We start from the raw sequence: 22,578 nt of genomic DNA, 5'->3' as shown, positions 1-22,578 counted from the left end.
CTCAGACCTCCAGACGGGCGGCGGCCAGGACAGCGCCGGAGCGGACGAGTTCTTCGGCGGCCGCGATCTCGGGCGCCAGGTGCCGGTCGGGGCCCGGGCCCGCGACCTTCGTGCGGAGCAGGTCGCGCACCGCGCCGGTGATCGGCGACGGTTCCAGCGGCGCGCGGAAGTCGAGCGCGCGAGCGGCGGTGAGCAGCTCGATCGCCAGCACCGTGTTCAGGCCTTCGACGGCCTTGCGCAGCTTGCGCGCCGCGGACCAGCCCATGGAGACGTGGTCCTCCTGCATCGCGCTGCTCGGGATGGAGTCGACCGACGCCGGCACCGCGAGCCGCTTCAGCTCGCTGACCACCGCGGCCTGGGTGTACTGCGCGATCATGTGCCCGGAGTCGACGCCCGGGTCGTGCGCGAGGAACGGCGGCAGGCCGGCCGAACGCGCCTTGTCGAGCATCCGGTCGGTGCGCCGTTCGGCGATGCCGGCTACGTCGGCGACCGGAATCGCGAGGAAGTCGAGTACATACGCCACGGGCGCGCCGTGGAAGTTGCCGTTGGACTCGACGCGGCCGTCGGCCAGCACCACGGGATTGTCCACAGCAGACCGCAGCTCGCGGTCGGCCACGAGCTCGGCGTGCGTGAGCGTGTCGCGCGCGGCGCCGTGGACCTGTGGTGCGCAGCGCAGCGAGTACGCGTCCTGCACGCGGTTGCAATCGGGCCCGCGGTGGCTTTCGACGATCTTCGAGCCCTGCAGCGCCGCGAACATCCGCGCCGCGCTGACCGCCTGACCGGGGTGCGGCCGCAGTGCCTGCAGGTCGGCGGCGAAGGCCCGATCGGTGCCCAGCAGCGCCTCGACGCTCATCGCCGCGGTGAGGTCCGCGACGTCGAGCAGGTTGTGCAGGTCGGCGGCCGCGAGCAGCAGCATGCCGAGCATGCCGTCAGTGCCGTTGGTGAGCGCCAGGCCTTCCTTCTCGGCCAGCACGACGGGCGTGAGGCCGGCCGCGCGCAGGGCGTCGGCGGCGGGTTTGCGCTCACCTTCGTGGTCCACTTCGCCTTCGCCCATCAGCGCGAGCGCGATCGCCGCCAACGGCGCGAGGTCACCCGAGCAGCCGAGCGAGCCGTACTCGTGGACGACGGGCGTGATCCCCGCGTTGAGCAGGCCCGCAAGCGCTTGCGCGGTCTCCGGCCGCACGCCGGTGTAACCGCTCGCGAGCGTGCGCAGGCGCAGCAGCATCAGCGAGCGCACGACCTCCGCCTCCACCGCCGGCCCCGCGCCCGCGGCGTGCGAGCGGATGAGGCTGCGTTGCAGCGCGGTGCGGCTCTCCAGGGGGATGTGGCGCGTCGCGAGCGCGCCGAAGCCCGTCGAGACGCCATACGTGGGCGAGGTCGCGTGCGCGAGGTCCTCGATGTGCTGGCGGGTGGCGGCGAGGTTCTTCTCGGTCGCCTCGGTGAGCCCGACGTGCGCGTGTCCGCGGACGACGTCGACGACGTCGGACGCGGTCATCGGCTTCGAGCCCAAGAGCACTGGTTCCGGCATGTTTGCCATTGAAACAACGATCAGCGCCCGGGCGGGAGAGCCGAGTTGGCGCTAGTGTCTGGTATCCAAGACACAGCGAGGTTGGAGCTTCGCTGCGTGGCACGAGCGTCCCGCTCGTGCACCCTTCCGGAAGGTGGGTCCAGTGGAAACGTCTTCGCTCGGTGACACCGGGGTCGAGGTAACCAGGTTCGTCTACGGCGCCGGTTCCATCGGGGGCATCGGCAGCGCGGCGGCCACTCGGGGGCTGGGGATCGACGGCGCGGACGGGCTGCGCCGGCTCAGCGAGGCCTACGACCTGGGGATTCGCACCATCGACACCGCCGACAGCTACGGAGGTGGCGAGAGCGAGCGCACGGTCGGGCGCTGGCTGGCGGAGGAACCGCACGACGACGTGGTCGTGCTGACCAAGGTGGGCGGCCGCGTGCGCCCCGATCAGCCGGACATCGACCTGTCCGGGCCACACGTCGAACGGCAGCTGGCGGAGAGCATCCGGCGCCTGGGCCGCGTCGACCTCTACCTGTCCCACGCTCCCGATCCGCGCACGCCGATCGAGGAGACGCTCACCGCGTTCGCCGTCGCGCGGGAAGCGGGGCTGATCCGCGCTTACGGCGTCAGCAACGTCGATGCAGCGCTCCTGGACGCCATCCTGGACGTCGCCGCCAAGAGGTCGCTGCCTCGCCCGGTGTGCGTCCAGAATGGACTCAGCCTGCTCAATCGCGCTGACGAACGCGACCTGCTGCCGCTGGCCGCGGCGGAGGGCATCGGGTACCTGGCCTACTCACCCCTCGCGGGCGGCGTGCTCTCCGACCGGTACCTCGACGGAGCCGCGCCCGCGCCCGGGAGCCGCATCGCCCTCGCCGGGGATCGGTACTACGCGGGCATGCACTCGGCAGACAACCTCACCCGGGTCGGCGCGCTGCGGGATCTCGCACGGGACAACGGAATCAGCACGGCCGGGTTGGCGCTCGCCTGGCTGCTGGCACACCCTGCGGTGACCGCGCCGGTCGTCTCGCCCAGCACCGAGGCCCAGTGGCAGGCGGTCCGCGAGGCCGCCGGCGCGGACCTCGACGACACCCTGTTCGCCGCGGTCTCGGCCGTCTTCCGCTGACCCCCGCACCGACCGGAAGGAGCGACGTGAGCAGTTCGGACGTTCCGGCCCTGCGCAACGGCCTCGCTGTGCTGCGGCTGCTCGCGGGCCACGCCGGTCCCGTGTCCGCGGCGACCGTCGCCAGGGACCTGTATTTGCCGCGGTCGACGACGTACCACCTGCTCAACGAGCTCGTCGCCGCCGGTTTCGTCGCCCACCTCCCGGCCGAACGCCGCTACGGCCTCGGGATCGCCGCGTTCGAGCTCGGGTCGGCGTACCTGCGCCACGACCCGCTCGAACGGCTGGCCGCGCCGTTGCTGCGCAAGCTCGTGGACCGCGTCGGCCACACCGCGCACCTGGGTGTGCTGCACGGGAACGAGTCGCTGTACCTGATCAAGGAACGCCCGGCGCGACCGGAAACGTTGGTCACCGACGTCGGCGTGCGGCTGCCCGGGCAACTCACGGCGTCGGGGCGGGCGATCCTGAACCACCTGCCGGCCGCCCACGTCCGCGCGCTGTTCCCGATGGCGGCTTCGTTCGTGCTCCGGACTCAGCGTGGGCCGGATTCGCTGGCCGCGCTGCGCCGGACGTTGGCCGCGGAACGACGGCTGGGCTGGGCCGTCGAGGACGGACACGTGACGGACGGGTTCGCCTCGGTCGCGGCGCCTGTGTTCGACCACGGAGCGCGGCCGATGGCGTCGATTTCGGTGACACTGCGGCATCTTTGCCCTGACGACAGGCCGTGCGGCGAGACGTTTCCTGAGTACGCGGCGGCGGTTGCCGAGACGGCCGCGGAGCTGACGAGCCGGATCGGGGGCACGACGCCGCAGTGAAAAGGCCCGCTTCGCCACCCCTGGAATCCAAGGAGCGGCGAAGCGGGCCTTTCGTCGGGCGAATCAGCGGTGCGAAGAGATCACCATCGCCGAGGTGCCACCCCGGCGGACGGGTTCACCGGCCGCGAGGATCTTGCCGCCCGGCTTGAACTCCAGCCCGGCCGCGACACCGATGGAGCTGACCTGGCTGAAGCTCTGCCCCAGCGCTTCGAGCCCCTTCGTGGTGGGCAACGCGAGGAACGCCGGCTCCGCGTCGGACGTCTTCGCGTTGCGCTGCGACGCACGCGGCGCGGCGATCGCGTCCGGCAGGCTCATGCCGAGGTCGAGGCGGTTGACCAGGACCTGCAGCACGGTCGTGATGATCGTGGCGCCGCCCGGGGAACCGACGGCGAGCACGGGCTTGCCGTCCTTGAGCACGATCGTCGGCGACATGCTGGACCGCGGGCGCTTGCCGCCGGCCGGCAGGTTGGGGTCGGCCGCGGTGCCCTGGGTGGGCGTGAAGTTGAAGTCCGTGAGCTCGTTGTTGAGCAGGAAGCCGCGGCCCGAGACCGTGATGCCGCTGCCGGCGAGCTGCTCGATCGTGTTGGTGTAGGAGACGACGTTGCCCCACTTGTCGCTGACGACGAAGTGGTTGGTGTGCTGCTCGTTGCCGTCGGACGAAGCGGCGGGCGCGGTGGTGCAGCCGCCCTTGTGGGAGTACGGGTCACCGGGCGCGACGGGGCTCTGCCCGGCCTTGTTCGGGTCGATCTGGCACGCGCGCGTGGCCGCGAACTGCTTCGACAGGAGCTGCTGCTGCGGGACCTTCACGTACCGGGAGTCGCCGATGTAGCGGTTGCGGTCGGCGAACGCGAGGCGGCTGGCCTCCAGGTAGTGGTGCAGCGCCTGCGTGCGGTCCATCTTCGACAGGTTGTAGTTGCCCAGGATGTTCAGCGACTCCCCGACGGTGATGCCACCGCTGGAGGACGGGGCCATGCCGTAGACGTCGTAGCCGCGGTAGTTCACGCGCGTCGGCGAGCCGTCCAGTGCGCGGTAGGCGCGCAGGTCCGACAGCTGCATCGGGCCGGACATCGGCTTGATCGGCGCACCGTCGGCGACCGGCGGCTTCTGCACGGTCTTCACCAGGTCACGGCCGACGGAACCGCCGTAGAACACGCCCGTGCCCTCGCGGCTGATCTGGCGGTAGGTGTCGGCGAGCTCCGGGTTGCGGAACACCGTGCCGACCTTCGGCGCCTCGCCGCCGGGCAGGAACAGCTTGGCACTGGGCGCGAAGTGCGACAGCTTGTCCTTCAGCGACGCCGTCTCGGAGGAGAACTCGGGGTTCACCACGAATCCGCGCTCCGCGACCTGCACAGCGGGCTTGAGGTTGTCGGCGAGGCTGAACTTGCCCCAGCGCTGCAGCGCGCGCTGCCACGTGGCGAGCATGCCGGGCACGCCGACGGACCGGCCGCTCTCCACGGCGGTCTCGAAGTCGTAGGCCTTGCCGGTGGCCGGGTCGACGAACATGTCCGACCCGTCGGCGGCCGGCGTGGCCTCGCGGCCGTCGATGGTGGAGACGCGCTTGGTCTTGGCGTCGTAGTAGACGAAGTAGCCACCCCCGCCCAGCCCCGCGACGTACGGGTCGGTCACGCCGAGCGTCGACGCCACGGCGACCGCGGCGTCGGCCGCCGTGCCCCCCTTGCGCAACACGTCGATGCCCGCCTGGGTGGACTCGACGGTGTCCGAGACGACCGCGCCGCCGTACCCCTCGGCGACCGGCTGCTTGCCCCCTTGCTGCGCCTGGGCCGCGGGCACCGCGGTCCCCACGGCGACCCCCGCGGCCAGCAGAACGGTAAGTATTCGACGACGGCGCATGGCACTCCCTTTCTCAGACCACCCAGGGCCTTCCGGGACTCCCGACGAGATACGGACCACACCACGCACTCGCCGGTGAGCTTCGTGGTCGGAGGTTTACCACCCGTTGGGGTTCGACAGGAAGCTGACTTGAGGCGGATTTAGGGTGGTTGCTCCGTACGCCCACTCTCGTCCCGTCTGCCCCACGCCGCACGCTGGGCTCACTCCGCTTGAGCAGCCACCTCCTTGATGCCCTCAGCCAGAGCGAGAACGAGATCCGAACCGCGGGCACGGCGAACCTCAGTGGCCAATCGAGCCAATGCATCGTCATCGCCGACGATGTCGAGCAGCACGGCGACGCCCTCGTGGTCGAGCAGGCCAGGCATGTGTGAACCCAGAAGCCAGGCTCCCGCGAACTGGGGATCGAAGCCGTTCCGCTCGAGAACTTCGAGTTCCTCGTCGTATATGCGATCCAGGTATGGCCCGCACGAGTACCAGCCGATCATCATTCCGAGGTCGATGGCATCGTGCGTAGTCGTGAGGCGTCGATCCCACCAGGTCAGGAGCTTGAGCAAAGCCAAGGCCGGTACTGCGGGAACCTTGATGACGAGCTCGCCGGGCAGGCGCACCTGCTCGGCTGTTGCCACAGCTTCGCTCAGGCCGCGGACATTCATCCGGTGGTCGTCGGGCCAGAGGATGGTCCGATCTGCCTCCTCGATGCCGCCGTAAGGCACCACATCAACCTCGACGCCCTCCACGAGGAACGAATGGAAGCTCCGGTCACGCCGTTCGAGTTGGCTCACGAACCGTTCGAAGTCGTCCCAGGTGCCTATCGCAGCGGCGATGTCGATGTCCCGGGTGGCCCGTTCGGGTGGGCCACCGACCAGCCCGATCGACAGGATCGTGCGCGCTGTCGCCCCGACCACGAGATAGTCGACTTCTTCCCCGCGGGCGACGACATCCACCCGGGCCAGCACTCTCGCGGCGAGGAGAAGATCAGGTTCGGTCGATGCGCTTAAGTCGATCATCGCCCCTCCTGATCCGGTCTCCGTGCTCACGCTGGCGGGGGTCGCCGGACGCCAGCAGGTCTGCGTAGATCAACGGGGCCGGCACAATCCAGGACTCCGGCTCGGGCGACTGCCAGAATCGCGTCCGGATATGTACGTTTGCGTCGTTTTCCGCCCGAGCCAGACGGTGCCGGCCGATGAGCTTGACCGGCAGCCGGTCGGCGTAGAGCGTGAGTGAGGCGGGCCGCAGATGCCGATCGATGAGGCTCGCTCCCGATTCCCCGCCGACCTGGACTCCCAGGGAGAGCATCTCCACTTTCGCCTTGCTCCACCACGAAAGGTCAGCCGTGACGAACTCGGCCAGGACGAGCGAGGAGTCCAGGGTGGTCGAGTAGGCCTCCGACCAACGATCGAGAAGCTCGGCTCCGTGAGCGAGCCGCCGCTCGTTCCGAGCCTCATACAGGTAGCCGGCACCGGAGAGCTCATCGATCACCGTCTTGACCGTGCCGAGCGAAACACCGCTTGTCTCAGCCAGTCGACGGTACGGAAAGGCGATCGCCTCCGGCCAGCTGAGCAGGGCAAAAAGGACCTGAAGTCCGGCCCGGCCAAACGCCCCCGCACCTCGCAACGAGGTTCGTCCGGCAGACTTGGCGGGCTTGCGGCGGCCCCGGACGTCGATCAGGACGTCGTCCCAAGCGAGGTGGGCATTGCCCGCGGTGTCCGCATAGTCGATCCCCCGGGAACGCAGCACCTCGGCGACCGGTTCGCCGAGGTGCGTGGTGAACAGCAGAGGCGGAAGGACCGGCGGAAAATGGACTGCCGTGGCCAGCTCCGCGGTCACCCGCTGCTTGGCCTCGACGACGTACGTCCGGGTGGCACCGGATGCCGTACTGAGCTTCACGACGGCATCCATCCGATGCCCTCGCAGCGCATCGGTCTCCCGCGCCTCGGTGTTCAGCACTTCGACCCGGAGACCCAGTTCCTCGAGTCGGGAACACACCTCGGCAGGCCAGCCCATCGCGTTCAGTAAGCCTTCATGTTCATTCGAATTGAACATGCTCATATTTTGAACGCGCCCGCGCCTTCCCGCAACCTGCCACGCCGGACAGACGCCCACCCGCACACAGCAACCAGCCCGCGGGCCAACGACGAAGCCCCCACCCCTGCCACCCGCACCCGCACCCGCACCCGCACCCGCACCCGCACCCGGCAACGCAACACAACCCACCACGATGGGGGTCCAGGGGGCGCAGCCCCTTGGCGGGGGTTTGGGGGTCCGACCCCCAAAAGACACCCGACACAAGAAAACCGGCTCACGCTCCCAGTGAGCATGAGCCGGCCATTCTTGTGGAGGTGCCGGGAATTGAACCCGGGTCCTCTAGCGTCTTGACAGGGCTTCTCCGTGTGCAGTCCACTCTGTCTCTACTTGGCCCCTTCAGTCACGTGAACAAGCTGAAGTGACGAGCCCAGCCACTGTTTGCTTCCCAACCAGGCCCCGTGACCGGGTCTGGCGGTAAGCCTCCTAGCTGATGCCGGCTACCGGGTCGGAGGCGATCCCGGGCCGACAGACTCACTCTGCTACTTAGGCAGCAAGAGCGAAGTCGCGCTGGCTATTGGCCTTGGCGCTTATTGGTTTGCGATGACGCTTGCGGTGGTCTCTCGCCTGCACCGACACGCTTCCCCTGACTCAACGTCCAGAGTCGAAACCGTTCACCCCCTTGTAGGTGCTACATAACCTCACCATCATAACGCGTCCGGCAACCTGGTTGATTCCCGGAGGCATGGGGCGGGGTGGGGTTGGCCCTACCCGGAACATGCCCGCGCGCCCCATTCAGGTGAGGGCCCGGCGAAGCGATGCTGAGCAGGTCGTTCGCTTGGAGAAGGAGCCCCGCCATGGTCACCGTGTCCGCCGCGAGGAGGCGCCACCCGCCGTTGGGTCGGGCGCTGGCGTTTCTGCTGCTCAACCTGCCCTTGGGCATCGTCTCGTTCACCCTCATCACGGTGCTGCTGTCGGCCGGCGCCGGGACGCTCGTGGTGTGGCTGGGAGTGCCGCTGCTGGGACTGCTCGTCCTCCTGGCCCGTGGGGCCGGCCGGATGGAGCGCGCGCGGGTGTTTTCGCTGCTCGACACGTACGTGGACAGCCCGTATCTGCCGCTGCCGCCCACCGGCCCGCGCGCTCGCTGGACCACGCGGCTGAAGGACGGCGCCACGTGGCGGGACCTGTCGTACTTCTTCCTGCTCTTCCCCGTCGGTCTCGTCGAGTTCGTGCTGGTCGTGACGTTCTGGGCGACGAGCCTGGGCCTGGTCGCGCTGCCGATCTACTACCGCTTCCTGCCCGAGGGCGCCTGGTACTTCCCGGGATACGATGTGCGGTGGCTCACCGTCGACTCGACGGTGAGCGCGCTGCCCTGGGCGGCGCTGGGGGTGCTGTTCGCCGCCCTGTCCGTGGCGCTGACCAGGGGCCTGGCGGCGCTGCACGGCGGGCTCGCCGTGGCTCTGCTGCGGCCCACCGTGTCCCAGCGCCGGCGCATGGAGCGCTCGTGGCTGGAACTCGACGAGACGAGCACGGTGACCGGATGAGCACGGAGCAGCAGCTGCCGGAGCATCCCCGGCCGAACCCCGCGCGCACGATCGTCTACATGATCACGAGCTTCGTGTTCCGCCTGGTCCAGTTCGTGCTCATCGTGGTGGGCGCGACGGTGGGCGTGGGCACGGTCGTGGTCTGGGTCGGGTTCCCGATCCTGCTCGCGACCACGGCGTTCGTCCGCTGGTCAGGCGACGCGGAGCGCCGGTGGGCGCACACGATGCTGCGGACGCCGCTCACGAAGGTCGAGCGGCTGCCGCTCGAGGGCCAGTCGATGACGCGCCGCTGGCTCACCCGCCTCACCGACCCGACGACGTGGCGTGACCTCGCGTACCTGATGATCGCGTTCCCCCTGGCCTGCGTGGAGCTACCGGTGGCGATCGCGTCGATCGTGCTGCTCCCGATGGCGATCTGGGTGACGCCGTGGCTGGGCTGGCTCCACGGCAACCTCGCCCTGTCCCTCCTGGGCCCGAACCGCACGAAGAAGCTCGAGGAAAAGGCCGAGCACCTGCAGGCCTCCCGGGCCCGTGGCGTCGACGCGGCGGAGGCCGAGCGGCGACGCATCGAGCGCGACCTGCACGACGGCGCCCAGCAGCGGCTCGTCGCTGTCGCCATGAGCCTCGGGCGCGCGAAGTCGAAGTTCGACAACGACCCCGCCGCGGTGCGCGACCTCATCGACGAAGCCCATGCCGACGCCAAGCTCGCCGTCTCCGAGCTGCGCGACCTCGCGCGCGGCATCTACCCCGCCGTGCTCGGCGACCGCGGCCTCGACGCCGCGCTTTCGGCCCAGGCCGCGAAGTCGCCGATCCCGGTCGACGTGAGCGTGGACGTCGAGCCCCGCCCGCCGGCCGCGGTGGAGACCACCGCGTACTTCATCGTCGGCGAGACGCTCACCAACATCGCTAAGCACTCCGGTGCCACCGAGGCGGTCGTGAAGGTGTGGCGCAGCGAGACGCACGTGATCGTCGAGATCACCGACAACGGGCACGGCGGCGCCGAGGTGCGTCCCGGCGGCGGGCTCGCCGGCCTGGCCGACCGCGCCGCGACCATCGACGGCGTGATCACCGTGGTCAGCCCCGTCGGCGGACCGACCGTGATCCGGGCGGACCTGCCGTGCCAATGGTGACCCGCTCGTGAGTGAATAGCCCCGGAGCTTTTCTCTCACGAGCCTGGGGGCCTGATGCGAGTAGTGATCGCCGAAGACGCCGTGCTGCTGCGGGCGGGGGTCACGCGCCTGCTCGCCGACGAGGGCATCGAGACCGTCGCCGCCGTCGACAACGGTGACGACCTCCTCGGCGCGGTCACCGAACACCGGCCCGACCTCGCGATCGTCGACGTGCGCATGCCGCCGACGTTCACCGACGAAGGCCTGCGCGCGGCCCTCGCCGCGCGCACCGCTGTGCCCGGCTTACCCGTGCTGGTGCTTTCGCAGTACGTCGAGGAGAGCTACGCCGTGGAGCTGCTCTCCGGCGGCGCCGGCGGGGTCGGTTACCTGCTCAAGGAACGCGTCGCCGACGTCGCCGACTTCCTCGACGCCGTGCGCCGTGTCGCAGGAGGCGGCACCGCGATCGACCCGGACGTGATCGCGCAGCTGATGGCCCGCGGGCGCCGCAACCCGCTCGACGCGCTCACCGCGCGCGAATCGGAAGTGCTGGGCCTGATGGCGCAAGGGTTGTCGAACACGGCGATCGCCAACCGGCTCGTGGTGTCGCACGGTGCCGTCGAAAAGCACATCGGCAACATCTTCTCCAAGCTCGGTCTCGAAGCCAGCTCGGAAGAACACCGGCGGGTGCGAGCGGTCCTGACGTACCTGGGCCGCTGACTGCCGTCACCCGTATTGGCGGCAGCACGCGCGTAAGCGCCTCGCTTACCATGGACCAATGTCTGGTGAGGAGTTCCCGGTGACCGACCGTAGCGTCCGCTTCTTCGGCGGTCCGCTCGACGGCCGTGTCCAGGAGCTCACCGACGAGGAACCGGTCCCAGGCACGATCGTGCGCCACATCCACCTCCACGGCGGCCCGAAGATCGAGACGCTGTACGAGCTCGGCATGACCGATCACGGCTGGGAGTACCGCGTGAGCGCCACCACGCACTCGGAACCCACGCACTCCGAACCCGAGTCCGACGGCCTGAGGTAGGGACAACCCCCGTATCGACCACGGGCTGGCCGGAGGTCGAACTCGGCGGCTCACCCCGCTGTCTCAAAAGCCCGCGGCGACCAGCCTTAGAGCCATGACGACGAGCCTGCTGCGGGTCAGCACACCGGTCGCTCCCGGCGGCCGCGACAAGTTCCTCGACGTGGTGCGGGCAGGCGCGATCCTGGCCGTGATCACGCAGCACTGGGTGATGCCGGTGCTCTCCTACTCCCACGGCACGCTGGCGACGGGCAACGCGCTCGCGACGCCCGGCTGGTGGGCTATTACCTGGCTTTCGCAAGTGATGCCGTTGGTCTTCTTCGCCGGCGGCGCGGCGAACCTGATCTCCTTGCGCCGCGCGGAATCCTCCCGCGCGTGGCTCGCCGCGCGCGTCCGAAGGCTGCTGGTGCCGGTGCTTCCGCTGCTCGCCGTGTGGCTCGTGGTGCCGGATCTGCTGCAGGGCATGGGAATTCCGGCGCAGCCGCTGCAGGTGGCGAGCTCGATCGCCGCGCAGCTGCTGTGGTTCCTGTCCGTCTACCTGCTCACGGTGCTGCTCACGCCGGTGATGGTCGCGGCGCACCGCCGCTGGGGCCTGTGGGTGCCGCTGGTGATGGCCGTGGCGGGCGCGCTCGTTGACGTCGCGCGGTTCGCCGACCTCGGTCTGATCGGGTACGTCAACGCGGTTTTCGTGTGGGTGGCCGTGCACCAGCTCGGTTTCGCTTACGTGGAAGGCCGGCTCGGTGAGCTGACCCGCCGTGGTGCGCTCGCGTTGTCCGCCGCCGGTTTCGGGGTCACGGCGCTGCTGGTCGCGTTCGGTCCGTACCCGGCCAGCATGATCGGCATGCCGGGCGCGCCGGTGTCGAACATGAGCCCGCCCACCGTGTTGCTGCTGTTCCTGGCCGTGGGTCAGCTCGGTCTGCTGCTCGCGTTCCGCCCGCAACTGGTCGCCCTGGCCACCCGGCCTGGTGTCGGCACCGCGCTGAGCTGGATCGGCGCGCGGTTCATGAGCGTTTACCTCTGGCACATGCCGGCCCTGATCGTGGTCTCCGGGGTGACGGTGCTCGGCCTCGGGTACGCGAGCCGACGCCCGGTTCGGTGCTGTGGGCCGTGATGGCGCCGGCGTGGTTCGCGCTGTGCGCGGCCGTGCTGCTGGTGCTGCTGCGGCTGTTCTCCCGCTTTGAAACGCAGCGCGACGACGCGGTGATCACCGCTCGAACGCCGCAGCTCGTGCTGGCCGGGCTGCTCGCATCGGGTGGCCTGCTCGGGCTCGCCGCGCACGGGTTCCAGCCGCTGAGCGAAGGTTTCGCCCACGGCCCGATCCCCTGGGTCGTGCTGCTCGCCGCCGGGTTCGCGCTGGCCGGCCGTCAGGTGTCGCTGACGCCGCTGCTCGGCCGGGCCGTCGCGATCACGGAGGCGGCGAAGATCAAACGCTGAGCAGCTTCGCGGGGGTGTCGTGCAGCACGGCCCGCAGGAACGGCTCACCCAGGCGATCGTCGGCCGCCCAGCCGGCGATCGCCTGCAGCTGCGTGGCGTAGGAGTACGGGATGTTCGGGAAGTCCGTGCCCAGCACCACGCGGTCGGCGAACTCGACGAGCCGGTCGGTCCAGTCTGGCGGCAGCGGCGACATCTTCTGCGCGAACGGCACGCCGACCATCGTGGTGTCGATGTGCACGCGCGGGAAGCGCGCCATCAGCTCGAACGCGCTGGTGAACTCGGGCATCGCCGCGTGGGCCAGCACGGCCGTGAGGTCCGGGTGCCGTTCGAGGACCTCGGCGAACACGTTCAGACCCGTGAAATCGCCGCGCAGTGGCCCGTGTCCACAGTGGACGACGACGGGCACGCCCGCGTCGGCCAGCGAACCCCACACCGGCTTCAGCAGGTCGTCTCGCGGGTCGTACGCACCGACCTGCACGTGGGCCTTGAAGCACCGCGCGCCGGCGCGCAGGGTGGCGTCCACTGAGGACGCGGCGGCCGGCTCGGGGTAGAACGTGCCCGTGGGCACCGCTTCGGGCACCTGCTCGGCAAACTCCAGTACCCATGACGTGAGCCACTCCGCCATCCCCGGCTTGTGCGGGTAGACCAGCGGTGCGAACTGCGTCACGCCCAGCTCGCGCAGGGTCTGCACGCGCTCTTGCTCCGCCGTCCGGTAGTGCACCGGCCATTCGGTGCCGTAGTGCGCCTGCGCCTGATCGAAGTAGGCCCAGACCTTGTCCATCACGGACTTCGGCAGGAAGTGCACGTGCATGTCGACGAGCCCGTCGAGGCCGAGGGCAGCGGTCCACCGAGCGACGTCGGCGTCCGAGGTGGGACCGAGTGTCACTCCGTGAACCGGCCCTTCAGCGCGCGGCCCATGGCCTTGCTGATGTCGCGTTCGGCGTCGCGTTTGGCCAGCGTCTGGCGCTTGTCGTAGGCCTTCTTGCCCTTGGCCAGCGCGATCTCGACCTTGACCTTGCCGTCCTTGAAGTACATCGACAGCGGCACCAGCGAGAGGCCGCTCTCCTTCGTCTTGCCGATCAGCTTCTCGATCTCGCCGCGGTGCAGCAGCAGCTTGCGCGTGCGCCGCGGCGTGTGGTTGGTCCAGGTGCCCTGCGTGTACTCCGGGATGTGCACGTTGCGCAGCCACACCTCGCCGTCGTCCACGGTCGCGAACGCGTCGGCGAGCGAAGCCTTGCCCTCCCGAAGGCTCTTCACCTCCGTGCCCTGGAGCACCAGTCCCGCTTCGTAGGTGTCCAGGATGGAGTAGTCGTGCCGAGCCTTGCGGTTCGACGCGATGACCTTCTGTCCACGTTCCTTGGGCATGATGTCAACTCTACGTGGTTTCGCCCACGCGAGCCGACAGGGTTTCTCCACGCCGGCCCGCTGGTCAGGACACCGCGCTGGGCCACCGATCCGGCACGGTGACCTCGTCGGCCAGGATGTCGCTGAGCAGCCGCGGCGAAGGGTCTACGCCGAGCTCGCCTTCCAGGATCGTGTGCAGGTCGCGCAACGCCCGCACTGCGTCGGCCCGGCGGTCGCAGCACCTCGATCAGGCAGGAGGTGCGCTTGACGATTCGACCCGGCACGACAAACGCCGCGCGGGCCGGGTCGAACCCGGCCCGCGCGGCGTCTGCGGAATTTCGGCGGGAAGCTAGTGGCGCACGTACAGGCGGAGAGTGACGTACCCGGTGATCGCCGAGATCACGACCGACACGGCGAGCAGCATCGGCGCCACGGGGAACAGCAGCTCCAGCGTGGTGATCTGCGGGAAGACCTCACCCGTGAGCACGGAGTCGAGGAACGTGAGCTTGGCAGCCAGCAGGAACAGGATGCCGAGCACGGCACCGACCACGCCGGCGACCACCGCCTCCAGGAGGAACGGTAGCTGTGTGTACCACCGGGTCGCGCCGACCAGGCGCATGATGCCGACCTCCGTGCGCCTCGTGAACGCCGACACCTGGATGGTGTTCGCGATCAGCAGCAGCGCCGCGATGGCCATGATGAGCGCGATCCCGAACGCGATGTTGCGGATGCCGTTGAACACGTTGAACACGCGGTCGAGGAACTTCTTCTGGTCGTCGACCTTGCGCACGCCGGGCTTGCCCGAGTACTCCGCGATGATCGCGGCACTGCGGTCCGGGTCCTTCAGCTTCACCTGCAGCGACGCCGGCAGCGCCTCCGGGCCGGTGAGCTCCAGCAGCTCGGGCTGGCTCGCGAAGATCTTCTTGAACCGGTCGTAGGCCTGGTCGCGGTTCTCGTACACCACGGACTCGACGCCGGGGTTGTTCTGCAGCGACTCGCGCAGCCCGCTGCACAGCGGCTGCGAGCAGTTCTTGTCGTTGGCGCTGATGTCCTCGACCAGACTGACCTGGACCTCGACCTCGGCGAGGAAGTTCGCCTTCATCTTGTCGATCGTCCGCACGGCCAGGAGGCCACCGCCGAGCATGGCGAGGGAGACCGCCGTGGTGAGGATCATCGCGATGGTCATCGTGACGTTCCGGCGCAAACCGGTGAGGACCTCGCTGAAGACGAAACTGGCACGCATCGCAGGTGTCTGTCCCTTGTTGGGTCGGGGCTGTCGGGGAAGGCGGGCGGCGGGTCGCTCAGCGACCGATGCCGTACACCCCGCGGGCGTCGTCGCGGATCACGCGGCCGAGCTGCAGCTCGACGACCCGGCGCCGCATCGAGTCCACGATGGAGTGGTCGTGGGTGGCCATCAGCACGGTCGTGCCCGTGCGGTTGATGCGCTCCAGCAGCAGCATGATGTCCTGGCTCGTGTCGGGGTCCAGGTTCCCGGTCGGCTCGTCGGCCAGCAGCACCAGCGGCCGGTTCACGAACGCGCGCGCGATCGCCACGCGCTGCTGCTCGCCACCGGAGAGCTCGTTGGGCAGGCGGTCGGCCTTGCCCTCCAAGCCCACGAGCTCCAGCACCTCCGGCACGACCTTCTTGATGGTCAGGCGCGGCTTGCCGATCACCTCGAGCGCGAACGCGACGTTCTCGGCCACGGTCTTGTTGGCCAGCAGGCGGAAGTCCTGGAAGACGCAGCCGATCGTCTGGCGCAGGCGGGGGACCCTGCGCCGCGCGAGCTTGGCGACGTCGAAGTTGGACACCATCACGCGGCCCTTGCTCGGGACCTCTTCGCGCAGCAACAGGCGCAGGAACGTCGACTTCCCGGAACCCGAAGGGCCGATGAGGAAGACGAACTCACCCTTGTCGATCTCGACCGACACCCGTTCGAGGGCAGGACGGGTCGAGGTCTTGTAGACCTTGGAAACCTCTTCGAGCCGGATCACGGTTCGGCATACTACCCATGGGCCTCGTTAAGCCCGGGTTGCCCGTGCCCCCGAAACGAGCAAGGGACCCCCGCCGTCGCCAAGCGTGGCGTTTGCCGCGCCGGACGGTAGCCGAAGTCCCTTGCCCCGGAATCGGTTCCGGGTGTCGACAGTGGATCCTGTCGCCCGCTCGTGGATCAGGCGACAGTGGACTCACGCAGCCGCGGACTAGGCGACCGCGGCCTGCTTGCGCCAGCGGATGCCCGCCTCGAGGAAGCCGTCGATCTCGCCGTCGAGCACAGCGCTCGGGTTGCCGACCTCGAAGTCGGTGCGCAGATCCTTGACCATCTGGTACGGGTGCAGCACGTAGGAGCGCATCTGGTTGCCCCAGCTGGAGCCGCCGTCCTTGAGGGCGTCCATTTCGGCCCGCTCCTCTTCCTTCTTGCGCAGCATCAGGCGGGCCTGCAGGACCTTCAGCGCCGCGGCTTTGTTCTGCAGCTGCGACTTCTCGTTCTGGCAGGAGACGACGATGCCGGTCGGCAGGTGCGTGATGCGCACCGCGGAGTCGGTGGTGTTCACGCTCTGTCCACCGGGGCCCGACGAGCGGTACACGTCGACGCGGATGTCCTTCTCCGCGATGTCGACGTGGTCGACCTCCTCGACCTCCGGCAGCACCTCGACGTGGGCGAAGGACGTCTGGCGGCGGCTCTGGTTGTCGAACGGCGAGATCCGCACCAGGCGGTGCGTGCCCTGCTCGACCGAGAGGGTGCCGTAGACGTAGGGGGCGCTCACCTTGAACGTCGCCGACTTGATGCCCGCCTCTTCGGCGTAGGAGATGTCGTAGACGTCGGTGGGGTAACCGTGGCGCTCGGCCCAGCGCAGGTACATGCGCAGCAGCATCTCGGCCCAGTCGGCCGCGTCGACGCCGCCGGCCTCCGCGCGGATGGTGACGACGGCGTTGCGGTCGTCGTACTCACCGGACAGCAGCGTGCGGACTTCGAGCGCGTCGACGTCCTTGCCGAGGTCGGTGAGCTCGCCCTCCGCCTCCTGCATGCTGCCGGCGTCGCCCTCGGCCTCGGCCAGCTCGTAGAGCACGCCCAGGTCGTCGAGGCGCGAACGCAGGTCGGAGACGCGGCGCAGCTCGCTCTGGCGGTGCGAGAGCTGGCTGGTGACCTTCTGCGCCTCCTCCGGGTTGTCCCAGAGGGTGGGGCTGGAAGCCTGGCTCTCGAGCTCCGCGACCTGCGCACGCAGCGCATCGAGGTCCATCACCGACTCGATCTGCGTCAGCTTGCCGGTCAGGTCCTTGAGGGCCGCATCGAACTCATCACTCACGTTTACCAAGGTTACGGCAAAACCCACGACCGGTTGCGAACCGGTCGTGGGCTGTGGCGTGGGTCAGGCCGACGGGATGGCGTCGAGCAGCTTCAGAGCGGCCTTGGCCTGCGCCTGCGCGAACTCGGCGACAGCCTTGGCGTAGGGGCCGTCGGCCGACTTGGTGGCCGTCCTGGCCTCGTCGAGCTGCACCTGGTAGGTGCCGCGGGCGGTCTCGAGCAGAGCGGTGCGCTGCTTCGCCGTGAGCGAACCGGCGTGCACGAGCCGCAGGATGAGCGGGCTGCGCAGGTGGTCGGGACCGGCCTCGGACGTGAGCCACGTCTTGAAGGCCTTCTTGCCGGCCGCGGTCAGCACGTACTGCTGGCTCGAGCGCGGACCCTGCTTGCCCAGCCGGACGAGGCCCTCCTTGGACAACGCCGGGAGCTCGCGGTAGACCTGGCTGCGGGTGACACTGAAGAAGGCGCCGAAGCGCTCGTCGGCTCCCGCGACCAGTTGCCCGCCCGTGGCGGGACCGTCGTGGAGGAGACCGAGCAGAGCGGCGGCTGTTGCATTCAATTCGGACACACCTCTACGTTCCCACTTCTTCGGCGGTATGTCCACAGTGGCCTCGGGATCTGTCCATTGTGGCTAGTGTTATCCCCTCGTTCGGCCCAATCCGGAAGTGGGTCCACTGTGGACCCGGACACGCTCCGCAACCGCGAGGGCGCGAGTTCCGGCGCAAAACGACCAAGGGGCCCGAGCGCAACCACCACCCGAGCGAACCGGCAGGTCAGCGCACGAAAAAGCCCGGCTTGCATCAAGTGCAAACCGGGCTTTTCGACAGTAGCGGGGACAGGATTTGAACCTGCGACCTCTGGGTTATGAGCCCAGCGAGCTACCGAGCTGCTCCACCCCGCGTCGTTGTGTTTATAGATTACACGGGGGGTTAAGGGGTTTTCAGGCACCCCCACTTAAGGGCTTTCCGATGTCTCCACCTGCGACGATGGCCCGTCGAGCCACTGACGGGCGCCGGCGAGCACGATGGCCAGCCCATCGGAGAATCCGGCTTCGGGGTCGCCCAGCACAGCGGCGCCCGCGTCGTCGGGGCCGTAGCGCTCGTCCCGCCGGCCGCGCACCGGGTACACGGCCTGCTCTTCGATGGTGAACCCGATCACGAAGCTGTAAACGGCGAAGTGCGCCCGGGCGGCGCGCACGGGGTCGAGCCCGGCGTCGATCCGCTCCTGTAGCGGAGGCGGCCCGATCAGGCTCGTGTCGGTGAGGAAAGTGCCGGAGAAGACCTTCGCACCGTCCCGATAGGTCAGCAGCGCCTCGCGCAGACGCCTGGCCAGGTGCTCCAGGCGCTGCCACTCGTCGAGTCCGTCTGGCGGCACGCGCTCGGCCGCGGCGTCGGCGAGCATCTGTGTGGCCATCTCGTCGAGCAGTTCCTGCTTGTTCTTGACGTGCCAGTACAGCGCGGGCGCCTTCACGCCGAGGTTGCCGGCGATCAGGCGCAGCGTCAGCCCGTTGAGGCCCACCTCGTTGAGCAGGCGCAGTCCCGAGCGCGCGATGTCCCGCCTGGTCAGTGCCACGGGTTACCTCCTTGACAATTTAACGATGTTAAGGGCACTCTGGCGACGGGTCAATTTAACAACGTTAAGGAGCGGTCATGAACGAGCTGCACGCCGATGTCGTCGTCGCCGGGGCCGGCCCGACGGGCCTGATGCTGGCGGCCGAGCTGCGCCTGGCCGGCGTCGACGCCGTTGTGGTCGAGCGGCTGCCCGAGCGCACCGGCCTGTCGAAGGCGCTGAACCTGCAGCCGCGCACGGCGGAGGTGCTGGACCTGCGCGGACTGCTGCCGAGAGCAGAGGAACGTGCGTTCGCCACCGTCCAGGAGGGACACTTCGCGGCGGTCCCGATCAGCTACGCGGGGTGGGACACGCGGCGCCCGTACCAGCTGGGAATCCCGCAGGCGCAGGTCGAGGAGCTGCTGGAAGAGCGGTTCGCGGAGCTCGGCGGCAAGGTGCTGCGCGGGCACGAGCTGGTGGGGCTGTCGCAGGACGCTTCGGGCGTTCGCGTGGTCAAGCCGGAGCTCGTCTTGAGCTGCCGCTACCTCGTCGGCTGCGACGGCGGCCGCAGCACCGTGCGCAAGCTGCTGGACGTGCCGTTTGAAGGCGAGGACGGCAGCGGCTACGGCGTGGTCGCCGACGTTGTCGTCGACCGCGTCCCCGACCGCGCCGCCGGCACGTGGACGTCGATGCGCGGAATGGTCCAGTCCGCCGGCGCCACGGGCTTCTGCGGCCTCATCCCCCTCGCCGAGCCGCTCCTCTACCGCCTGACCTTCGGCGACCGCGGCCGGCGACCCGCGACGTTCGGCTCACCGGTCACCGAGGCCGAGGTCCACACGGCCTTCGCGGCGACCTACGGCCCGGCGGTGATCAAGGAATCCGCTGGATGTCCCGCTTCTCCGACGCGTCCCGCCTGGCCGCGCAGTATCGCGTCGGGCGCGTCCTCCTCGCCGGCGACGCCGCCCACATCCACTTCCCCGCCGGCGGCCAGGGCCTCAACCTGGGCGTTCAGGACGCCGCCAACCTGGGCTGGAAGCTCGCCGCGGCCCTCAACGGCTTCGACGACGTGCTCGGCACCTACGAGCCCGAACGCCGCGCCGTCGGTGCCGCCGTGCTCGACAACGTGGCAGCCCAGAACGGCCTCATCCCGCAAAGCCGCGCCGGCCGCGCCCTGCGCGCCCTGTTCACCACACTCGCTGAGCTGCCCGAGGTGTCCCACCGCCTGTCCGGCCTGGTCTCCGGCCTCGCCGTCCGCTACCCCGCACCCCCGCACGCCCACCCCCTCACCGGCACCCGCCTCCCCGACTTCCGCCTCCCCGGCGACGCCTGGGCCAGCACGCTGTTCCACACGGGCCACCACGTCCTGCTCACCACCCCGGGCGCCGACCTGTCGGGCCTGCCCGCGGTTCCGGGCCCACTGTCCACAACGGACCTCCCGACCCTGCCGTTCGCGTCCGCCGCGTTGGTCCGTCCGGACGGCTACTTCGCCTGGCTGCCCGTCACCTGACCGCGACCGGCAGCGTTCGCAGGCTGCGCAACGTCACCGTCTCCGCCCACTGCGGCTTGCCGGCCGGCCGCAGCTCCGGCGCCCGGCGAGCTCGCGCACTACCACCGGCTCAGCTCGCCGGCCAACCGGTTCTCCAACACCTGCAACACCGCTCGCGCAACGGCTGCTTCGCCTGGCTGCCCGTCACCTGACCGCGACCGGCAGCGTTCGCAGGCCGCGCAACGTCACCGTCTCCACCCACTCCGGCTCGCCGGCCAACCGCAGCTCCGGCGCCCGGCGCGCGAGCTCGCGCAACACCGTCCGCCCCTGCAGCCTCGCCAGCGGAGCGCCCAGGCAGAAGTGAATCCCGCGCCCGAAAGCCAAATGCCGTCCCGGCGCACGGGTGATGTCGAACCGGTCCGGCTCCTCGCGCACCCGCGGATCCCGATTCGCCGCGCCCACCAACACGAGCACCATCGTCCCGGCCGCCAGCTCGACGCTGCCCAAGGTCGTGTCGGTCTGGACCGTTCTCGTCGTCAGCTGGATCGGCGAGTCGTACCGCAAAATCTCCTCGACGGCCCCCTCGGCCAACGCCGCATCGCGCGCCTGATCTCGAGCCAGAGCCGCGTACTGCTCCGGATTCCGCAGCAACGCCAACACCCCGTTGCCGATCAGGTTCGTCGTCGTCTCGTGCCCGGCCACGAGCAACAACGTCAACGTGACCAGCAACTCCCCCTCACTGAGCCGTTTCCCCTCATCCGACACCGCCACGAGCGCCGACAACAGGTCGTCCGCCGGAGCCCTTCGCCGCTCAGCCGCCAACTCCCTGAAGTACGCCACGAACTCCCGCCGCGCCCCGGCCGCCGCCTCCGCAACCCCGGGCCCGAGCAGGAACCCGGGCTCCGCCGCCCGCGCCATGGCCCCCGACCACGCCCCGAACCGCTCCCGATCCTCGACCGGCACCCCCAGCAGCTCCGCGATCACCGTTACCGGCAACGGGACCGCCGGCTCCGCCATCAAGTCGCTCTCGCCGGCCTCCACCACCCGACCGACGAACTCCCCCACCAACTCCTCCACGCGCGGCACCAGCCTCTCCACCGTCCGCGCCGTGAACGCCTTCCCCACCAACCTCCGCAACCGCGTGTGATCCGGCGGATTCAGGAACGCGAACGCCCTCACCACCCGTCCGGCCTCATCCACCGGCAGATCCGGATCCCCACCCCCGACCACCTCCGGCTCCGGATGCCCGAACTCCGCCCCCGTCACCACCCGCTCGGCCTCCGCGAACCCGAGCACCACCACAACCGGATCCCCCACCTGCACCACCGGCGCCCTCCGCCGCCATTCCCCATACGCCCCATACGGATCCGCCCCCCTTGCCGCTCCAACCAACTCCCCCAACGTCAACGCCAACCCCACACCTTCACCCATCCCCGCACCCTATTCCCGTCCGACGACAACGGCCCCCGCCGCTCGCGGGGATGGTCTGGCGTGGAGATGCGAGGACTGAGGGACCCAGGGTCCCGTCGAAGGGCCGCGTAGGAGAGCCGGCGGGCTGGCCCGGATGGTGCGCGGCATTCCAGCGGCCCGCGGCTGCGCAGCGGCCGTGCCGTGGGGCAATGAGTTGGGATGTGCGGCGAGCAGAAGGCCCTCGCTCAAGTGCGCTCCAAACCCGGCACCAACTCACCAACGGCCACCCCACAAGCGCACCCAAGGCCGCCGCCACTCACCAACCGCCACCTCGGCACCCAAACTGACTCACCGAGGAAGCGAAGGGGCACAGCCCCTCTCACCAACCACACATCGCACCCCGGCAACCTCACCGGGAGTTCCAAGCGGCGCAGCACAACGACCACACACCACATCCCCACCCAAGGCCGCACCACCACCGCGAGTCAGGACTTTCCCTCGCCCCCAGGCCAACTCATCGAGCGCCCCACGACGGCCCCGCCATCACCTGGCCCCGACTTTCACCGCTCACCAACGGCCACATCACCACCCGACGCCACTCACCAAGCGCCCCAAGACAGCTGTGCCACCAGCTGGCCCCGAACCTTCACCGCTCACCAACGACCACACACCACATCCCCACCCAAGGCGCCGCACCCACCACCGCGAGTCAGGACGTTCCCTCGCCCCCAGGCCAACTCACGGAACGTCCCACGACAACCCCGCCACCAACCAGCGCAGAAACTTGACCCACCACCACCCCGCCACCCCACCACCCAACGCAACTCACCGGGGGGATCCAAGGGGGCGCAGCCCCTCTTGGCGGGGGCCCGGGGGTCCGACCCCCGAATAAAACGCGAAAGAGGCCCGTGCTTGCGAACTCCGCAAGCACGGGCCTCCTACCTCTGTAGCGGGGACAGGATTTGAACCTGCGACCTCTGGGTTATGAGCCCAGCGAGCTACCGAGCTGCTCCACCCCGCGTCGTGACACCTACCTTACGCCCGGGTTTCAGCC

At 69.5% G+C, this 22,578-nt stretch carries 19 protein-coding genes, 2 tRNA genes, 1 other RNA gene and 3 pseudogenes; 9 read left to right on the top strand and 16 right to left on the bottom strand.

What is annotated here, in order from left to right; translation table 11 throughout:
* Position 1: 1 nt before the first annotated feature.
* Entirely contained in the window at positions 2-1,528 is a 1,527-nt protein-coding gene (hutH, locus tag AB0M56_RS27250) for a histidine ammonia-lyase (RefSeq protein ID WP_364180602.1), read from the bottom strand.
* 142 nt (positions 1,529-1,670) lie between these two features.
* Between hutH and AB0M56_RS27245 the strand changes: the two genes are divergently transcribed.
* Positions 1,671-2,636 carry an aldo/keto reductase gene (locus tag AB0M56_RS27245; RefSeq protein ID WP_364180600.1) on the top strand — a complete coding sequence of 322 codons (966 nt, stop codon included), beginning with the start codon at positions 1,671-1,673 and terminating at the stop codon, positions 2,634-2,636.
* A 26-nt stretch (positions 2,637-2,662) separates the two neighbouring features.
* Positions 2,663-3,448 carry an IclR family transcriptional regulator gene (locus AB0M56_RS27240; RefSeq protein WP_364180598.1) on the top strand — a complete coding sequence of 262 codons (786 nt, stop codon included), beginning with the start codon at positions 2,663-2,665 and terminating at the stop codon, positions 3,446-3,448.
* 63 nt (positions 3,449-3,511) lie between these two features.
* Here AB0M56_RS27240 and ggt read toward each other — a convergent pair whose 3' ends face one another.
* From ggt to ssrA, 4 genes are all read right to left on the bottom strand, one after another.
* Complete coding sequence (gene ggt / locus AB0M56_RS27235) at positions 3,512-5,299, bottom strand: gamma-glutamyltransferase (RefSeq protein ID WP_364180596.1); 1,788 nt, start codon at positions 5,297-5,299, stop codon at positions 3,512-3,514.
* 200 nt (positions 5,300-5,499) lie between these two features.
* Positions 5,500-6,306 carry a hypothetical protein gene (locus AB0M56_RS27230; RefSeq protein ID WP_364180595.1) on the bottom strand — a complete coding sequence of 269 codons (807 nt, stop codon included), beginning with the start codon at positions 6,304-6,306 and terminating at the stop codon, positions 5,500-5,502.
* Complete coding sequence (locus AB0M56_RS27225) at positions 6,275-7,342, bottom strand: type IV toxin-antitoxin system AbiEi family antitoxin (protein WP_364180593.1); 1,068 nt, start codon at positions 7,340-7,342, stop codon at positions 6,275-6,277. The genes AB0M56_RS27230 and AB0M56_RS27225 overlap by 32 nt, the downstream gene beginning before the upstream one ends.
* 288 nt (positions 7,343-7,630) lie before the next feature.
* Positions 7,631-8,003, bottom strand: a transfer-messenger RNA (tmRNA) gene (ssrA, locus tag AB0M56_RS27220).
* 175 nt (positions 8,004-8,178) lie between these two features.
* On the opposite strand from ssrA, the gene AB0M56_RS27215 reads away from it, so the two are divergent.
* From AB0M56_RS27215 to AB0M56_RS27195, 5 genes and pseudogenes are all read left to right on the top strand, one after another.
* Positions 8,179-8,865 (top strand): sensor domain-containing protein, encoded by a 687-nt coding sequence (locus AB0M56_RS27215; RefSeq protein ID WP_364180592.1) that lies wholly within the window; start codon positions 8,179-8,181, stop codon positions 8,863-8,865.
* Positions 8,862-9,995 carry a sensor domain-containing protein gene (locus tag AB0M56_RS27210; protein ID WP_364180590.1) on the top strand — a complete coding sequence of 378 codons (1,134 nt, stop codon included), beginning with the start codon at positions 8,862-8,864 and terminating at the stop codon, positions 9,993-9,995. Before AB0M56_RS27215 ends, AB0M56_RS27210 begins: the two co-directional genes overlap by 4 nt.
* Before the next feature lie 54 nt (positions 9,996-10,049).
* Positions 10,050-10,691 carry a response regulator transcription factor gene (locus tag AB0M56_RS27205; RefSeq protein WP_364180588.1) on the top strand — a complete coding sequence of 214 codons (642 nt, stop codon included), beginning with the start codon at positions 10,050-10,052 and terminating at the stop codon, positions 10,689-10,691.
* 79 nt (positions 10,692-10,770) lie between these two features.
* Positions 10,771-11,007 carry a hypothetical protein gene (locus AB0M56_RS27200; protein WP_364180586.1) on the top strand — a complete coding sequence of 79 codons (237 nt, stop codon included), beginning with the start codon at positions 10,771-10,773 and terminating at the stop codon, positions 11,005-11,007.
* Between the two features lie 94 nt (positions 11,008-11,101).
* A pseudogene (locus tag AB0M56_RS27195) lies at positions 11,102-12,438 on the top strand (acyltransferase).
* Here AB0M56_RS27195 and AB0M56_RS27190 read toward each other — a convergent pair.
* The 9 genes and pseudogenes from AB0M56_RS27190 to AB0M56_RS27150 all read right to left on the bottom strand — a co-directional run bounded on the left by AB0M56_RS27190 (position 12,428) and on the right by AB0M56_RS27150 (position 18,652).
* On the bottom strand, positions 12,428-13,324 hold the full coding sequence (locus tag AB0M56_RS27190; protein WP_364180584.1) for an amidohydrolase family protein: 897 nt from the start codon (positions 13,322-13,324) through the stop codon (positions 12,428-12,430). The pseudogene AB0M56_RS27195 and the gene AB0M56_RS27190 sit on opposite strands and share 11 nt — an antisense overlap.
* Positions 13,321-13,803, bottom strand: coding sequence for an SsrA-binding protein SmpB (smpB, locus tag AB0M56_RS27185; protein WP_220246577.1), 483 nt, complete (start codon positions 13,801-13,803; stop codon positions 13,321-13,323). Before smpB ends, AB0M56_RS27190 begins: the two co-directional genes overlap by 4 nt.
* A gap of 64 nt (positions 13,804-13,867) precedes the next feature.
* Positions 13,868-14,011, bottom strand: a pseudogene (locus tag AB0M56_RS27180) (hypothetical protein); the annotation flags it as partial.
* A 120-nt stretch (positions 14,012-14,131) separates the two neighbouring features.
* Positions 14,132-15,025, bottom strand: coding sequence for a permease-like cell division protein FtsX (gene ftsX / locus AB0M56_RS27175; protein WP_220246575.1), 894 nt, complete (start codon positions 15,023-15,025; stop codon positions 14,132-14,134).
* A gap of 58 nt (positions 15,026-15,083) precedes the next feature.
* Positions 15,084-15,773, bottom strand: a complete 690-nt coding sequence (gene ftsE / locus AB0M56_RS27170; RefSeq protein ID WP_220246574.1) for a cell division ATP-binding protein FtsE — start codon at positions 15,771-15,773, stop codon at positions 15,084-15,086.
* A gap of 207 nt (positions 15,774-15,980) precedes the next feature.
* Entirely contained in the window at positions 15,981-17,084 is a 1,104-nt protein-coding gene (gene prfB / locus AB0M56_RS27165) for a peptide chain release factor 2 (protein WP_354866860.1), read from the bottom strand.
* Positions 17,085-17,147: 63 nt separating this feature from the next.
* The gene (locus AB0M56_RS27160) at positions 17,148-17,648 is read right to left on the bottom strand and encodes a helix-turn-helix transcriptional regulator (RefSeq protein WP_220246572.1); all 501 of its coding nucleotides are present in this window, start codon (positions 17,646-17,648) and stop codon (positions 17,148-17,150) included.
* Positions 17,649-17,907: 259 nt separating this feature from the next.
* Positions 17,908-17,981: transfer RNA gene (locus AB0M56_RS27155), tRNA-Met, on the bottom strand.
* Positions 17,982-18,034: 53 nt separating this feature from the next.
* A complete protein-coding gene (locus AB0M56_RS27150) occupies positions 18,035-18,652 on the bottom strand; it encodes a TetR/AcrR family transcriptional regulator C-terminal domain-containing protein (RefSeq protein WP_364180582.1) in 618 nt (205 codons plus the stop codon).
* Positions 18,653-18,729: 77 nt separating this feature from the next.
* Here AB0M56_RS27150 and AB0M56_RS27145 point away from each other — a divergent pair.
* Together AB0M56_RS27145 and AB0M56_RS27140 are read left to right on the top strand one after the other, a co-directional pair.
* A pseudogene (locus AB0M56_RS27145) lies at positions 18,730-19,428 on the top strand (FAD-dependent monooxygenase); the annotation flags it as partial.
* 86 nt (positions 19,429-19,514) lie between these two features.
* Complete coding sequence (locus AB0M56_RS27140; RefSeq protein WP_364180580.1) at positions 19,515-20,135, top strand: FAD-dependent monooxygenase; 621 nt, start codon at positions 19,515-19,517, stop codon at positions 20,133-20,135.
* A gap of 183 nt (positions 20,136-20,318) precedes the next feature.
* On the opposite strand, the gene AB0M56_RS27135 is transcribed toward AB0M56_RS27140, so the two are convergent.
* Entirely contained in the window at positions 20,319-21,440 is a 1,122-nt protein-coding gene (locus AB0M56_RS27135; protein ID WP_364180578.1) for a cytochrome P450, read from the bottom strand.
* Positions 21,441-22,471: 1,031 nt separating this feature from the next.
* Positions 22,472-22,545 (bottom strand) — tRNA-Met (locus AB0M56_RS27130).
* Positions 22,546-22,578: the final 33 nt, after the last annotated feature.

This window comes from Amycolatopsis sp. NPDC051372, from assembly GCF_040682095.1.
In the GTDB taxonomy this organism is placed as follows: domain Bacteria; phylum Actinomycetota; class Actinomycetes; order Mycobacteriales; family Pseudonocardiaceae; genus Amycolatopsis.
Note: the sequence above shows the minus strand (reverse complement) of the source record. Positions and strands in the feature narration are given on the sequence as shown.

Bases quoted from the DNA above. Each gene is read 5' to 3' on its own strand.
- ggt (WP_364180596.1), bottom strand. From the start codon at position 5,299: ATGCGCCGTCGTCGAATACTTACCGTTCTGCTGGCCGCGGGGGTCGCC.
- hutH (WP_364180602.1), bottom strand. From the start codon at position 1,528: ATGCCGGAACCAGTGCTCTTGGGCTCGAAGCCGATGACCGCGTCCGAC.
- ftsX (WP_220246575.1), bottom strand. From the start codon at position 15,025: ATGCGTGCCAGTTTCGTCTTCAGCGAGGTCCTCACCGGTTTGCGCCGG.
- AB0M56_RS27210 (WP_364180590.1), top strand. From the start codon at position 8,862: ATGAGCACGGAGCAGCAGCTGCCGGAGCATCCCCGGCCGAACCCCGCG.
- AB0M56_RS27230 (WP_364180595.1), bottom strand. From the start codon at position 6,306: ATGATCGACTTAAGCGCATCGACCGAACCTGATCTTCTCCTCGCCGCG.
- smpB (WP_220246577.1), bottom strand. From the start codon at position 13,803: ATGCCCAAGGAACGTGGACAGAAGGTCATCGCGTCGAACCGCAAGGCT.
- AB0M56_RS27215 (WP_364180592.1), top strand. From the start codon at position 8,179: ATGGTCACCGTGTCCGCCGCGAGGAGGCGCCACCCGCCGTTGGGTCGG.
- AB0M56_RS27205 (WP_364180588.1), top strand. From the start codon at position 10,050: ATGCGAGTAGTGATCGCCGAAGACGCCGTGCTGCTGCGGGCGGGGGTC.
- AB0M56_RS27140 (WP_364180580.1), top strand. From the start codon at position 19,515: ATGTCCCGCTTCTCCGACGCGTCCCGCCTGGCCGCGCAGTATCGCGTC.
- AB0M56_RS27225 (WP_364180593.1), bottom strand. From the start codon at position 7,342: ATGTTCAATTCGAATGAACATGAAGGCTTACTGAACGCGATGGGCTGG.